Origin of the sequence: uncultured Cetobacterium sp., assembly GCF_945952365.1 — a bacterium.
Classification (GTDB): Bacteria; Fusobacteriota; Fusobacteriia; order Fusobacteriales; family Fusobacteriaceae; genus Cetobacterium_A.
Genome location: NZ_CAMFHX010000015.1, coordinates 18362 through 33438 on the forward strand (window position 1 = coordinate 18362; position 15077 = coordinate 33438).

The 15077-nt window shown below is 30.6% G+C and carries 10 protein-coding genes; 9 read left to right on the forward strand and 1 reads right to left on the reverse strand.

All coding sequences use genetic code 11. The features are described from left to right. Positions 1-192 precede the first annotated feature (192 nt). The 9 genes from glgB to Q0O83_RS06975 all read left to right on the forward strand — a co-directional run bounded on the left by glgB (position 193) and on the right by Q0O83_RS06975 (position 12625). Positions 193-2079, forward strand: a complete 1887-nt coding sequence (glgB, locus tag Q0O83_RS06935; RefSeq protein WP_294095562.1) for a 1,4-alpha-glucan branching protein GlgB — start codon at positions 193-195, stop codon at positions 2077-2079. A 17-nt stretch (positions 2080-2096) separates the two neighbouring features. Next, on the forward strand, positions 2097-3194 hold the full coding sequence (locus Q0O83_RS06940; RefSeq protein ID WP_366515955.1) for a glucose-1-phosphate adenylyltransferase: 1098 nt from the start codon (positions 2097-2099) through the stop codon (positions 3192-3194). Further along, on the forward strand, positions 3194-4285 hold the full coding sequence (glgD, locus tag Q0O83_RS06945) for a glucose-1-phosphate adenylyltransferase subunit GlgD (RefSeq protein ID WP_294095566.1): 1092 nt from the start codon (positions 3194-3196) through the stop codon (positions 4283-4285). Before Q0O83_RS06940 ends, glgD begins: the two co-directional genes overlap by 1 nt. Before the next feature lie 21 nt (positions 4286-4306). Further along, complete coding sequence (gene glgA, locus Q0O83_RS06950; protein ID WP_294095568.1) at positions 4307-5749, forward strand: glycogen synthase GlgA; 1443 nt, start codon at positions 4307-4309, stop codon at positions 5747-5749. After that, a complete protein-coding gene (locus Q0O83_RS06955; protein ID WP_294095569.1) occupies positions 5746-8178 on the forward strand; it encodes a glycogen/starch/alpha-glucan phosphorylase in 2433 nt (810 codons plus the stop codon). The genes glgA and Q0O83_RS06955 overlap by 4 nt, the downstream gene beginning before the upstream one ends. Then, positions 8171-10108 (forward strand): glycoside hydrolase family 13 protein, encoded by a 1938-nt coding sequence (locus Q0O83_RS06960; RefSeq protein WP_294095571.1) that lies wholly within the window; start codon positions 8171-8173, stop codon positions 10106-10108. The genes Q0O83_RS06955 and Q0O83_RS06960 overlap by 8 nt, the downstream gene beginning before the upstream one ends. A 385-nt stretch (positions 10109-10493) precedes the next feature. Further along, the gene (locus Q0O83_RS06965; RefSeq protein ID WP_294095573.1) at positions 10494-11156 is read left to right on the forward strand and encodes an amino acid ABC transporter permease; all 663 of its coding nucleotides are present in this window, start codon (positions 10494-10496) and stop codon (positions 11154-11156) included. Continuing rightward, complete coding sequence (locus Q0O83_RS06970; protein WP_294095575.1) at positions 11153-11881, forward strand: amino acid ABC transporter ATP-binding protein; 729 nt, start codon at positions 11153-11155, stop codon at positions 11879-11881. The genes Q0O83_RS06965 and Q0O83_RS06970 overlap by 4 nt, the downstream gene beginning before the upstream one ends. A 24-nt stretch (positions 11882-11905) precedes the next feature. Continuing rightward, complete coding sequence (locus Q0O83_RS06975; protein ID WP_294095577.1) at positions 11906-12625, forward strand: basic amino acid ABC transporter substrate-binding protein; 720 nt, start codon at positions 11906-11908, stop codon at positions 12623-12625. A 51-nt stretch (positions 12626-12676) separates the two neighbouring features. Here the strand turns inward: Q0O83_RS06975 and Q0O83_RS06980 are convergent, their stop codons facing one another. Then, on the reverse strand, positions 12677-15019 hold the full coding sequence (locus tag Q0O83_RS06980; RefSeq protein WP_366515954.1) for an EAL domain-containing protein: 2343 nt from the start codon (positions 15017-15019) through the stop codon (positions 12677-12679). Between the last annotated feature and the right edge of the window lie 58 nt (positions 15020-15077).

Here is a 15077-nt window from a genome sequence, read left to right on the forward strand (position 1 = left end):
AAAGCTATTTATTTCCCCCTCAAAAACTATAATTTAATCAATATTTCACATAAAGAAATTTTCTTTTTTCATTTTCTTTTTTCATTTTCTTTTTTTTGAAAAAAAGTTTTATTTATTAATTGAAAAATTATATCTTTTTATAAAAGAATGTATTATAATAGATTCAATTTAAGATATAGGGGGGGAATTTCTATGGATTATACTCTTTATAAAAAATTCGGAGCGCACATCAAAAAAGTAAATGGAACAACTGGAGTTCTCTTTACACTTTGGGCACCAAATGCTGAAAAAATATCAGTTGTTGGGAATTTTAATGATTGGAACGAGAAAAAAAACTACATGACTAAAGATATTGATTCTGGAGTTTGGTCTGTTTTTATCCCTCATTTAAAAGAGGGAACAATCTACAAGTATATGATTGCTGATAAAAATATGAATATGTTTTTAAAAAGCGATCCTTTCGCCTTTTATTCTGAGATAAGACCTAATACTGCTTCTATTGTCTACAACCCTTTTAAAGATTTCAATTGGGAAGATAAAGAGTGGTTAGATAAAAGAGCTCAAGAAAATATTTATAAAAAACCTACAAGTATCTATGAACTACATTTAGGTTCTTGGAAAAGAAACTATAATCGTGGAGCTGGAGTAGAAGACGGAAGAGAGTTTCTAAACTATCGAGAGATTGCTGAAAAACTTGTTCCATATATTTTAGAAACAGGTTTTACACACATTGAGATAATGCCTCTTACCGAGCATCCTTTAGATACATCTTGGGGATATCAAGGTGTTGGCTATTTCTCTATTACAAGTAGATATGGAACTCCTGAAGATTTCAAACACTTAGTCAACGAATGTCATAAAGCTGGAATTGGGGTAATTCTAGACTGGGTTCCTGGACATTTCTGTAAAGATGCTCATGGTTTATATCGATTTGATGGAACACCGCTTTTTGAATACGATCACAATATATTGGGGGAAAATCCCACTTGGGGAACTGCTAACTTTGACTTTACTAAACCCTTTGTTAAGAACTTTTTATTATCAAGTGCAACATTTTTATTTGAACATTTTCATATTGATGGAATTAGAGCTGATGCAATCTCTAATCTTTTATACCTTGAGTACGCCCGTGAAAAAACTGGTCTGAAAAACTCTCTTGGTGGAGATGCAAAGCTAGAAGCTATTGATTTTTTAAGAACACTCAATGAAATAATTTTTAAACTATATAAAAACCCTTTAATGATTGCTGAAGAGGCTACCTCTTGGCCACTAGTTACCGCCCCAAGCTACAAGGGTGGACTTGGATTTAACTATAAATGGAACATGGGATGGATGAACGACATGCTTAAATATATGTCCTACTCACCTTGTGAAAGAGAAAATCATCATAATTTACTTACCTTTTCACTTATGTATGCCTTTAGTGAAAACTATGTTTTAGCTTTATCTCACGATGAAGTTGTGCATGGTAAAAAATCACTTTTAGACAAAATGAGTGGAGACTATATACAAAAATTTGATTCTCTTAGAATGTTTTATGGATTTATGTATGGGCATCCTGGAAAAAAACTTCTCTTTATGGGAGGAGAATTCGGTCAATTTATCGAATGGAGATATTACGAAGAGTTGGAATGGAAACTTTTAAAATATCCACAGCATGATTCTATGAAAACTTATATAAGTAGATTAAATGAATTTTATAAATCCGAACCAGCTCTTTGGGAAAAAGATTCATCTTCAGAAGGATTTGAATGGGTTAACCATAAATTATATTCACAAAAGCTAATCTCTTTTATTAGAAAAGGAGAAAATCCTGAAGATTTCATCTTAGTTATTTGTAACTTCACTAAAAATGAGTATATAAATCACTCGATTGGAGTACCTAGAATGGCTGAATATAAAGAGATTTTCAATAGCGATAAGGATATTTTTGGTGGTTCAAATGTCACAAATACAGAAATAATCAAACCAATAAATAGAGAGTTGGATGAACAACCATTCTCTATATCTATAAACATAGCTCCACTTTGTACACTATTTTTAAAACCAATATTTAGAAAAGGGGGATTTAAACTATGAAAAAGAAAATGATTGCAATGATTTTAGCTGGGGGGCAAGGAAGTAGACTTAAAAAATTAACAAAAGATGTCGCTAAACCTGCTGTTCCTTTTGGGGGAAAGTACAGAATTATAGACTTTCCTTTAAGTAACTGTGTTAACTCAGGAATAGATACTGTCGGGGTTTTAGTGCAGTATAAACCATTTCTTTTAAACAGACATATAGGGGTTGGAAGCCCTTGGGATTTGGATATTGAAGGAGCTGGGGTTAGCATTCTTCCACCATATTCAACAGAAAGTGAAAATCGTTGGTATAAAGGAACCGCTGACGCTATCTTCCAAAATGAAAATTATATTGATATGTATAATCCAGAATATGTTTTAATTCTATCTGGTGACCATATTTACAAAATGGATTATGATAAAATGCTAGATTTTCATATTTCAACAAGCGCTAGTGCTACTGTTGCTGTTATCGATGTTCCTATAGAGGAAGCATCACGTTTTGGTATTATGAATACCACAGAGAACGGTGAAATTTACGAGTTTGAAGAAAAACCTAAAACTCCTAAAAGTACTCTAGCAAGTATGGGTATATATATATTTAACTGGTCTCTTCTTAAAAAAGCTTTAAGAGAGGATCAATTAGATAAAAAATCTGATAAAGATTTTGGAAAAAATATAATCCCTAAGCTTTTAGAAGAGGGACAAAAGCTAATGGCTTATCCTTTTGCTGGATATTGGAAAGATGTTGGAACTATCGAAAGTTTATGGGCTTCAAATATGGACCTTCTAGATGCTTCAAATCCTATCGACCTTTTTGATAAAAATTGGAGAATTTACTCTCAGGCAACTAATAAGCCTGGACATCTTTTAGAAGAGGATGCTGTTATTAAAAACTCTATTATATCTGAAGGTTGTATTATTAAAGGTGAAGTTATAAACTCTGTTTTATCAGCGGAAGTTGTTGTAGAAGAGGGAGCTAAGGTTCATAATAGTGTAGTTTTAGCTGGAGCTGTTATTAAAAAAGATAGCTACATAAATAGAATTATTCTCGGTGAAAAAGGTATAACTGAAGAGGGTAAAAAATATGGAAGAAAAGATGAGATTTTATTTGTTACTGGGGGGGATGAATAATGTTATCAAACTATATTGGAATTATAACTTCTTTTGGAAGTAAGGATCTTCTAAAAGCTTTAACTTTACATAGAGGTATAGCTACTGTTGCTATTGCTGGAAAATATAGAGCTATCGATTTTCCACTTTCATATATGAAAAATGCTGGAATCAAAAATATCCATGTGTTAACTAACAAAAACTGTCGTTCTTTAAGAAATCATCTTGATGTTACAAAATCTTGGGGGTTAAATAGAAAAAATGGTGGTTTAACTATTCATAGTGGGGATTACGCAACTGATACCGATCTTCTACTAGATAACTTTGATGACCTTTTACATTCTAAGGATGAAATGGTTGTCATTGCTCCTACTTATATGGTGGCAAATATAGATTTAGATAAAGCTATTGAGTTTCATGAACTCTCAGAAAGTGATGTAACTGTTATCTATAAAAATATCGCTGAACCAAGTGAAGCTTTTCTAGGTTGTGATATTTTAGAGTTCAATGAAAAAAACTATCTAAATAGAGCTTTTGGAAATTATCTTCCTAAAAAGAATTTAAATATATCTACAGAGATATTTTTAATAAAAAAATCTCTTTTAATGTCTCTAATTTTATCAAAACCCTCTAGAGATTTACCATTAAAGGATATTATATATCGAAGTAAAAATAACTTAAAAATAATGGGATTTGAACATAAAGATTATCTTTCTTGTTTAAACTCATTAGCTAACTATTTTAAAACTAATATTGATTTAATTAATTCAGCTACATTAAAAGAGCTATTTTTCAATGAAAATAGACCTATCTTTAGTAAAGTTAAGGATTCTATTCCTACTCACTATCTGAGTGAATCTGTTGTAAAGAACTCAATTATTTCAAACGAGTGTTTTATTGAGGGAACTGTTGTTAATAGCATACTTTCTAGATATGTAAATATTGAAAAAGGTGCTACTGTTGAAAATTGTATTATTCTTCAAAATTGTACTATAAAATCTGGTACTCATTTGAAAAATGTTATTGTAGATAAAAATGTTGTTTTAGAGAATACAGATCTAGAAGGAAACCCTTTCTACCCTCTTGTTATTCAAAAGAAATATAAGTTTTAATCTTCAAAAGGAGGAAAGCGAATGAAAAATATAAATCTACTTTTTGCTACTTCAGAAGCTGATCCATTTTTAAAAGTTGGAGGGCTTGGGGATGTGTCTCTTGCACTACCTAAAGCCCTTAAAAAAGTGGGAGTTAACGCTAAAGTTATACTCCCTAAAAATGGAAATATTCCTAAGGAGTTCGTCGAAAAAATGGACTTTTTAGGCTCTTTTACAGTTCCTGTTGGTTGGAGAAATCAATATGCTGGACTTTTTCATTTAGAATATGACGGTGTTGATTTCTATTTCTTGGATAATGAATACTACTTTAGAAGACACGTTCCTTACGGTCATTACGACGATGGAGAGATTTTCTCTTTCTATTGCAGAGGAGTTTTAGAAGCTATTAAATATATACCACACTTCACTCCAGATGTTATTCACTGTAATGACTGGCATACTGGAATGATTCCAGTGCTATTAAAAGCTTTTTATAAAGAGGATGAACTTCTTAAAAATACAAAAACAGTTTTCACTATTCACAATTTAAAATATCAAGGTGTTTTCTCAAAAGATATTTTAGGTGAACTTTTAGGATTAGATAACTCATATTACTCTGAAGATAAATTAAAATTCTACGATGGGGTTTCTTTTATGAAAGGTGGTCTTGTATACTCAGATTTAGTTACAACAGTTAGCGAAAACTATTCAAAAGAGATTACTTATCCTTTTTATGGTGAAAAGTTAAATGGCCTAATTGTGGAGCTTGGAGATAAAGTTCACGGTATTGTTAATGGAATTGACTACTCTCTTTACGACCCTAGAAAAGATGATAAACTTTATGAAAAATTTGGACTTACTAATCTAAAGAAAAAAGCTATCAATAAAACTGAGCTTCAAAAAAGATTGGGTTTACCTGTAGATCAAAATATCTTCATGGTTGGATTAGTTTCTCGTTTAGTTAGTCAAAAAGGGCTCGATCTTATTAAGTGGGTTATGGATGAAATTTTAAATATAAATCTTCAATTTGTTGTTCTTGGAACAGGGGATGTTCAATATGAAGATCTCTTTAATTACTACTCATACACTCATCCAGAAAAATTATCTGCTAACATCACTTTTAGTGATGAGTTAGCTAGAAAAATATATGGAGCGTGTGATCTATTTTTAATGCCATCTCTTTTTGAACCTTGTGGCATTGGTCAACTTACAGCTATGAGATATGGAACTATCCCTTTAGTTAGAGAAACTGGTGGGCTTAAAGATACTGTTTCTGATTTCAATCCTTCAACACTAGGAGGAACTGGTTTTGTTTTCCAAAACTACAACGCCCATGATATGTTATTCAAATTAGAATATGCTGCTAAAATCTTCTATGAGGATAAAAAATCATGGACAGCTCTTATGAGATCAGCTATGAAGTATAACTCAGAATGGAAAGAATCTGCTAAAAAATATAAAGCACTTTACGGAGGTCTTTTATGAACTTAAATAAAAACCAATTTAAAGAGGATTACAAAAAACGGCTTATACTTACTTTTGCTCAAACACCTACAGAAGCTTCACCAGAACATAAATACTTAGCTCTTGGAAAACTTATTCGTGATTATCTCTCTGAAACTTGGGCTGAAACTAATACTTTCTATACAAAAAAAGAGGTTAAACAAATTTATTACTTCTCTATGGAGTTTTTAATTGGAAGACTTTTAAATACATATCTTCTAAATTTAGATATTAGAGAAACTGTTCAAGATGGTCTTAAAGATTTAGGAATTGATTTAGATGAACTTCTTGCTCTTGAGCCAGATCCAGCTCTTGGAAATGGAGGACTTGGTAGACTAGCAGCTTGTTTTATGGATTCTTTAGCTTCATTGGGATTTCCAGGTCATGGATGTGGTATTAGATTCAAACATGGACTATTCACTCAAAAAATTGTGAATGGTTATCAAAAAGAACTTTTAAACAACTGGTTAAAAGAGGATTTTCTTTGGGAGATTAAAAAGCCTGAAAAAAGTGTCACTGTAAAATTTGGTGGAAACGTCACTCTAACTAAAACTCATGAAGGGCTTGAACCTATCTACTCTGGATGTGAAGAGATTGTCGCTGTTCCTTATGATATGCCTATACTTGGTTCTAGCAAAGAGATTGTTAACACTTTGAGACTTTTTAGTGCTGAGCTTCCAGATGAGGATATCGATTTAAGCGGACTTCAAAAAGGTGACTATCAAAAATATATAGATAAAAAATATGCAGTTGAAGCTATTTCACAAGTTCTTTATCCAGATGATTCAAGTTTTAGTGGAAAACTTCTTCGTTTAAAGCAAGAATATTTCTTTGTGAGTGCTGGACTTCAAACAATTTTAAGAAGATATAAAGAGATGAAACAACCGATTCATAGATTCCCTGATTTTATTGGAGTACATATAAATGATACTCATCCTGCTATCGCAGTTGGTGAACTTATGAGATTACTACTTGATGAAGAAGGCTTAGATTGGGATAGTGCTTGGGATATAACTGTTAAAACTCTTGCATATACAAATCACACTATCCTAGCAGAAGCTATGGAAAAATGGCCTTACGATATGTTTAAAAAGACTGTTCCTAGAATTCTTATGATAGTAGAGGAGATTGACAGACGTTTCTGTGAAGAGGTTTCTAAAAAATACGATGGAGACCCTAATAAAATCAACTCTATGAGGATAATAAATTATGGTGAAATTAGAATGGCAAACCTAGCTATAATCGGCTCACACTCTGTAAATGGAGTTGCTAAAATACATACTGAAATTTTAAAAAATCGTGAGTTGAAAGATTTCTACCTTCTTTATCCTGAAAAATTTAATAACAAAACAAATGGAATTACTCATAGAAGATGGTTAAAAAATGCAAACCCAGAGCTCTATAAATTAGTAACTGAAAACAGTGGCCCTGAGTGTATTGAAGATACCAATAAATTTATTAATTTTTTAAAATGCATAAACGATGATGCAGTTTTAGAAAAGTTAGATAAAATAAAATTGAAAAATAAAGAAGAGGTTGTTAAATTTGTTAAAAGAAATTATAACATTGATATCAATCCATTCTCTATCTTTGATGTTCAAATAAAAAGATTACATGGATACAAAAGACAACTATTAAATGTTTTTCATATTATATATCTATATAATCAGCTAAAAGAAAATCCAGAACTAGATATCGTTCCTAGAACATTCTTCTTTGGAGCTAAAGCAGCACCTTCATACTATCTAGCTAAAAACATCATAAAACTTATAACTTCAGTGGCTCAAGTTGTAAACAATGACCCTGCTATTAGAAATAAAATCAAAGTTGTTTTCCTTGAAAACTACGGTGTTTCTATTGCTGAACTTATAATTCCTGCTGGTGATGTAAGTGAGCAAATCTCTACAGCATCTAAAGAGGCTTCTGGAACTGGAAATATGAAATTTATGATGAATGGAGCGATTACCTTAGCTACTCTTGATGGTGCTAACGTTGAAATATATGATGAAGTTGGAGATGACAACATGGTTATCTTTGGACTTACATCTTCAGAAGTTATGGATTTAGAGAAAAATCGTAGCTACAATTTCAGAGAGTATCTTGATTCAAACCCTATTTTACAAAGAGTTATTGGGCAATTAAAAGATGGAACTTTCTCTCAAAACCATGATGAGTTTAAAGATGTTTTAAACCATATTTTTGGTGAAGGTGACCCTTACTTTGTGCTTAAAGATTTTTCAGCATACGTTAAAGCTCAAGAGCAGATAAATGCTCTATATGAAAATAAAAAAGGGTGGCTTCAGATGTCTCTTGTCAATATAGCTCACTCTGGTAAGTTCTCTTCTGATAACAGCATTAAAAAATATGCTGAAGATATCTGGCATATTAAGAGGGTGAAGAGAGATGAATAGTCTATCATATTCTTTGGCTAAAGATTCTATAATTTTTAACTCTCAAGATGAAGAATTCAAATCACCTTTTGGAGCTACTGCCGCTGGGGAAAATATTAGATTTAGAATTTTAACTGATAGTTCTATAAACTGTTTAGAAATATTTTTAATTTTAAAAAATGGCAAAAAATCCGAGATTGCACTCATTCAAAATGAAATAACAAAAATAGGAGACCGTGACTATAAAGTCTGGTCTCTTAATTTTATAGCTCCATCAATCGCTAAAACAATTTTTTATCACTTTAAATTAAAAATTGGAAATGAGAATACCGTTTTCTACTATGGAAATAACTCCTTAGCTCTTGGTGGCGTTGGTGAGATTTATGAAAGCTCTCCCCTTGATTTTCAAATAACTCTTTTTTATAAAAATAGTCCCTCTCCAAATTGGTTTAAAGAGAGTATTGTTTATCAAATTTTTCCAGATAGATTTTATAATGGAAACAGAGATAAGAAAATAAATTCTCCTAAAGATAATAGTTTTATCTATGCTAAATGGTCTGACACTCCCATGTACATTAAAAATAAAAAAAATGAAATTGCTCGTTGGGATTTTTTTGGTGGAAATTTAAAGGGAATAACTGAAAAAGTAAAATACTTAAAAACTTTAAATGTTGGAACTCTTTATTTGAATCCTATATTTGAAGCAACTAGCAACCATAGATATGATACAAATAACTATCATCAGATTGATCCTATCCTTGGAAGTTTTAAAGATTTTAAAGATATGATAAAAGAGTGTAAAAAAAATAAAATCTATACTATCTTAGATGGAGTATTTAATCACACTGGAAAAGATAGCCTTTACTTTAAATCTGCTACTAAATCTACCTCTTCACCTTTTTATCCATGGTATAGATTTATTGATTATCCTTACGAGTATGACTCTTGGTGGGGAATTAAAGATTTACCTTGTGTAAATGAATTAGAGCCAAGCTTTTTTAAGTATATTATTGAAGGTGAAAATAGTGTTTTAAATCACTGGATGAAAACTGGAATCAAGGGATGGAGACTTGATGTCGCTGATGAACTTCCTAGTTTTTTCATTGAAAGCTTCAGATATAAATGTAAAGCTATAGATTCTAACTCAATAATAGTTGGGGAGGTTTGGGAGGATGCTAGTAATAAAATTAGTTATGGGCAAAGAAGAGAGTATTTTAATGGTAAACAGCTCGACTCTGTTATGAACTACCCTCTTAGAACCTACCTCTTAAACTTTTATAATGGCAGTATAGATAGCGAAACTCTTTGCAAATATATGAACTCTTTAAAAGAAAATTACCCTAGAGAAAATTACTACTCTCTTTATAACCTTTTAGGAAGTCACGATGTAAAAAGAATAAAAACCTCTGTTAAAGAGATTGTTCAAAATAGCAGTATAGATTCTCAATATCATGAAGCTGCAACTACACGAATTCTAAAATCTTTGAGCTTAATTCAATTTACACTTCCTGGGGTTCCTGTCATCTATTATGGGGATGAGGTTGGACTCGAAGGTGAAAAAGACCCTGACAATAGAAGAACTTATCCTTGGGGAGATGAGGATAAAGACCTTTTAAAGTGGTATCGTAAAATATCTTTTTTAAGAGATAATTCAAATATTTTGAAAAAAGGAGAAGTTAAGTTTTTCTCACCTCATCCTGATGTTTTTGCTTATGTGAGATTCTTTGAAAATAAGAAAGATTTTATTGGAGTTATAACTAGTAGAAATCAAAATAGATCAAAAATTTTCAAGTTAAATTTAAAGGAATTTCTTGGACAGTTTAGTAATAATATTACGACTGACATATATCGTTGGAATGACCCCCTAATCATTCCAACGGATTCATCTACTAATTTCCCAATAAAAATCCCCCCACTAAAGACACTTTTATTCAGCAGTAAAAGGGTCTGACAAAAAAGCTGAGCATCCCCCCGCTCAGCTTTTTTCCTAAGAGTATATGTGATTGTTTTCCCATAGATACTTTTAGGAAAAAAAGTTTTAAAAAATAATGTTTGACAAATTATTTTTCATAGTTTATAATCAATCAAACTTTAGTAGTTAAGAATATTTTAAAGGGGGTCAGGTCATGTTACTTAGAAAAGATAGGAATAGGGTACAAAATAATAAGCAACTCTATATTCTATTATATTCTTAGTAATTTTGATGCTGACCATCCATTTTTATTTTATATATGGTTTTCTTTTTGAAATTATTTATCTTGTATTTAAAGGTCTAAGAGTATGAACTTACTTTTAGACTTTTTTTATATATTAAAATACTAATAAAGGAGATTTTTATGGGAGATTACTTAGCTATACTTAAAACAATTTTCATCGACGGTTACAGATACCAATATGTTTTACAAGGTTTAACATTCTCTGTTGGTGTAACTGCTTTTTCAGCTTTCTTTGGTGTTATTTTAGGAGTTCTTATAGCTCTTTTAAGACTATCAAAGTTTAAATTAATTGCAATTCTTTATATCGATTTGATTAGAGGAACTCCTGCAGTTGTTCAACTTTTAATTCTTGCAAATATTGTTTTTGCTGGTTTCCGTGACATACCTATTTTCTTGGTTGCTGGAATAGCTTTCGGAATAAACTCAAGTGCCTATGTTGCTGAGATTATCAGAGCTGGTATTGAAGGTCTTGACAAAGGTCAGATGGAAGCTTCACGTGCTCTTGGAATGAGTTACCCTATCGCTATGAAAGAGGTTATTATTCCACAGGCTATCAGAAAAATTTTACCCGCTTTAGTTAGTGAGTTTATAACACTTTTAAAAGAAACATCTATCGTTGGATTTATCGGTGGAGTTGATCTTTTAAGATCAGCAAATATAATCACTTCTCAAACATATAGAGGAGTTGAACCACTTCTTTTAGTAGGATTTATATACCTTATTCTAGTTGGAATATTTACAAAAATTATGAGAGGCGTTGAAAAGGGGATGAGCAAAGTATGATAAAAGTGGATAATCTTTTTAAAAGTTTTGGAGAGTTAGAGGTTTTAAAAGGTGTTTCTGTAAATATAAATAAAGGTGAGGTTGTAGCTGTCATCGGTCCATCAGGAAGTGGAAAATCAACTTTTTTAAGATGTCTTAACCGTTTAGAAGAACCAACTCTTGGTCATATCTATATAAGTGGAGAGGATATCATGCATCAAAGTACTAATATAAATGCGATGAGAGCTAAAGTGGGAATGGTTTTCCAGCATTTCAATCTTTTTCCTCATAAAACAGTTTTAGAGAATCTAACTCTAGCGCCTTTAAAAGTAAAAAATTTAAAGAAGGAGTTAGTAGAGGAAAAAGCTCTTGGACTTCTTAAGAAAGTTGGATTGAAAGATAAAGCTCTTGCATACCCCGATCAATTGTCTGGTGGTCAAAAGCAAAGAATAGCAATCGCGAGAGCTCTTTGTATGGACCCAGAAGTTATTCTATTTGATGAACCAACTTCAGCCCTTGACCCAGAGATGATCCGTGAAGTTCTTGATGTTATGAGAGATTTAGCCAAAGAAGGAATGACAATGGTTGTTGTTACTCATGAAATGGGGTTTGCTAGAAAAGTAGCTGATAGAGTTCTCTTCATGGATGCAGGTTCTATCTTAGAGGATACAACTCCTGAAGAGCTCTTCGAGGGGAAAAATCATTCTAGAGCAAAAGAGTTTATAGAAAAAGTTTTAAACCATTAATATATTTTAAATCGGGAGGAGATTATGAAAAAAATTGTTAAAAATTTGGTTTTGGTTTTAATGTTACTACTTAGTTCTCTTAGTTTTGCTAAAGGTAAACTTTATGTAGGAACAAATGCTGAGTTCCCACCTTTTGAATATCTAGATAAAGGTGAGGTTGTTGGTTTTGATATCGACCTTGTTAAAGCTATCGGAGAGAAAATTGATATGGAAATTGTTATTAAAGATATGGCTTTTGATGGTCTTATTCCAGCTTTAGAGATGAACAAAATTGATATAGTTATCGCTGGAATGACTGCAAATGAAGAGAGAAAACAAACTGTTAATTTTTCATCACCATACTACACTGCTAACCAAGTTATTATTTTAAACGAATCTAATGAAGATATTAAAACTTTTGATGATTTAAATGATAAGTTAGTTGGTGTTGTACTTGGATTTACTGGGGATGTTGTTGTAAGTGAGATGAAAAATGTTAAATCTAAAAAATATAATGCGTCTTATGCTGCTATAATGGAACTACAAAATAAAAAAATTGATGCTATAGTTTTAGATTCTGAAACAGCTTTAAACTATGTTAAACACAATAAATCTTTAAAATTAGCCGAAACTTCTGGCGAACCTGAAGAGTATGCAATCGCTATCTCTAAAAAAAATATCGAACTTTTAGAAAAAATAAATAAAGCTTTAGAAGAGATTAAAGCTGATGGAACTTACGATTCTCTCTTAAAAAAACATATGTAAAAATATATAAAAAAATAAAAACCCCTCTAGAAATTATCTAGGGGGATTTTTTTAATTATAAAAATCTTTTGTTGGCTTTCCTAAATAGAATCCTTGACCATAATCAACTCCGTTTTCTCTTAAAAATTCCAATTCTTTCTCATTCTCAATTCCTTCAGAAACTATTTTCAGATTTAAACTCTTCATCATTTTTATTAATCCAACATAAATTGCTTTTCCTTTTTTCTCATCCTCTATCATCGCTAAAATCAAAGATCTATCAAACTTAACAGTATCAATTGGTAAAGTTGCCAAAAGACCCGTTGTTGAATAACCCGCTGTAAAATCATCTATCGATATTCGAATATTTTTATTTTTTAATGAGCTCAATTTTGCTATTATATCTTTTACATCATTTATAAACATACTTTCTGTTATCTCTATCTCTAAATATTTTCCATCAACATCATATGTGTCTAAAAGATTTTCTATATTAGAAACAATATCATCTCTTCTAAATGTTTCTGGTGAGATATTGAATGAAATTCTAAAATCTTTTATAGAGATATCCTTATCTAGTATTTCTCGAATCTTTTTTATAGTTTCTTCTGCCATTTTATAATCTATCTTATAAATTAAATTTATCTCTTCTGCTATTCCAATAAATTCCACTGGCGGAACATTTCCTAACTCAGGATTTTCCCATCTTGCTAATGTTTCTGCACCTTCTAAAGTATTATTTTTCAAATTTAATTTAGGTTGATATACTGCAAAAAATTGAGATTCAATCGCATCCTCTAAACTCTTTTTGATCAACTCTTTTCTTTCAGTACCTTTTATAAAATTACTAGTTGCCTCTTTATACCAAAGATGTTTATTCTTTTTTACAAAATACATTGCTAAATCAGCATTTTTAAATGCTTCTTTAAGTAAAGTTTTTTCATCTTTTATATAGTAACCTAAGCTAAAACTAACCCCTAAACGTCTTAAAAGTCTCGAACTTTTAAACGCCTCTTTTAAGTTCCACAGTTTCTCTTCAATCTCATATTTTTCATATGAATATATGTAAAACTCGTCACCAGAAATTCTAAAAACTTTATCTTTTAAAAAAATACTTTCTAGACATTTACTAGCCTCTATAATTACCTCATCCCCCAATTGATGACCATATAAATCATTTATTTTTTTAAAATTATTGAGATCTAAAACTAAGATACTGCCCTCTATATCATTATTTTTATCACAAAAATCATTGAATACTCTTCTACTTAAAAGCCCTGTTAGATCATCTTTTAGTAACTCTTTATTTTTATTCTCCTCTTTCATCAATCGATAGCTTTGAATAAATATTATTAAAAAAGTAAAAATCACAATACCTAAAATTTGACTATATCTTTTTCTCTCTGACTCTAACTTTTCTAGCTTCTCTCTTCTACTCTCAAATTTAGCTCTTTCTATTATCTCATCTTTATAAAGTGAATTATCTATCGCTTTATTTAAAATATCTCTTAAAATAACATTTTTTTTCTTCAACCCTAAATTAACTGGAACTGTATCAAGAATTTCTACTATATATTTTCCAATTTCAAAATCTTCTGGATTTATTATTACTATCGAATATATTTTATGAGTTTCAAAATCCTTAATCATCTTGTTGTAGTTATCATATGTTACAATATCCTGTTCTAAATAGTATCTTCTTAAAATATCCTCTTGTCTTGTATCTTTTATAACACCTACTCTTTTTCTACCGTCAGGTGGGTCCTTCAAACAGTTTACTTTGTAGATATTTAAATCAAAAATTTTTTTAGTAAATATATACTCCTCTTCTCTCTCCTTAGTCTTAGAAAGAACTATGAAATCTACTTTTGCAATTTTAAGTCTATTAAAAATACTATTCCATTCCTCTTTTACCTTACTTTTATCATCTAAAACTACCCCTATTCTTTCAAATAAAGTTCTCAATAAAACAGGAACGACTCCTTCATATCTCATTTTTTTAGTGGAAAAGTAACTCATCTCTCCTAACTCTTCATATGCTACGCTTACCTCTTTAACATCTTTTAAATAAGCTTTCTCTGCAATTGATAGGGATTTCTCAAAATTCTCTTTAAATATTAAATAACGTCTATCTTCAAACCATTTATTAACTCTATCAGAATATCTTTCTTTTAAAGCGTTATTTATAATAGGTATTAAATCTGAATAAGAATTAATAACTGCTATAGAACTACCTGGAATATTTCCTATTAATATTTTATTTTTCTCAATAGAATTATCTAAATTTGACTCTAATACAAACTCATCTTCATATTTTGCAACATTATCTACTAAAATTTTCTCGATTTTTAAATCATTATTATTTATAATAACATCTAAAAATTCTTCATATATAGAACCTTCTACTACATACACCTTATTATTATCCAAATCTCTAATGCTGTTGATTGGTTTCTTTTTTGATGTTATATAT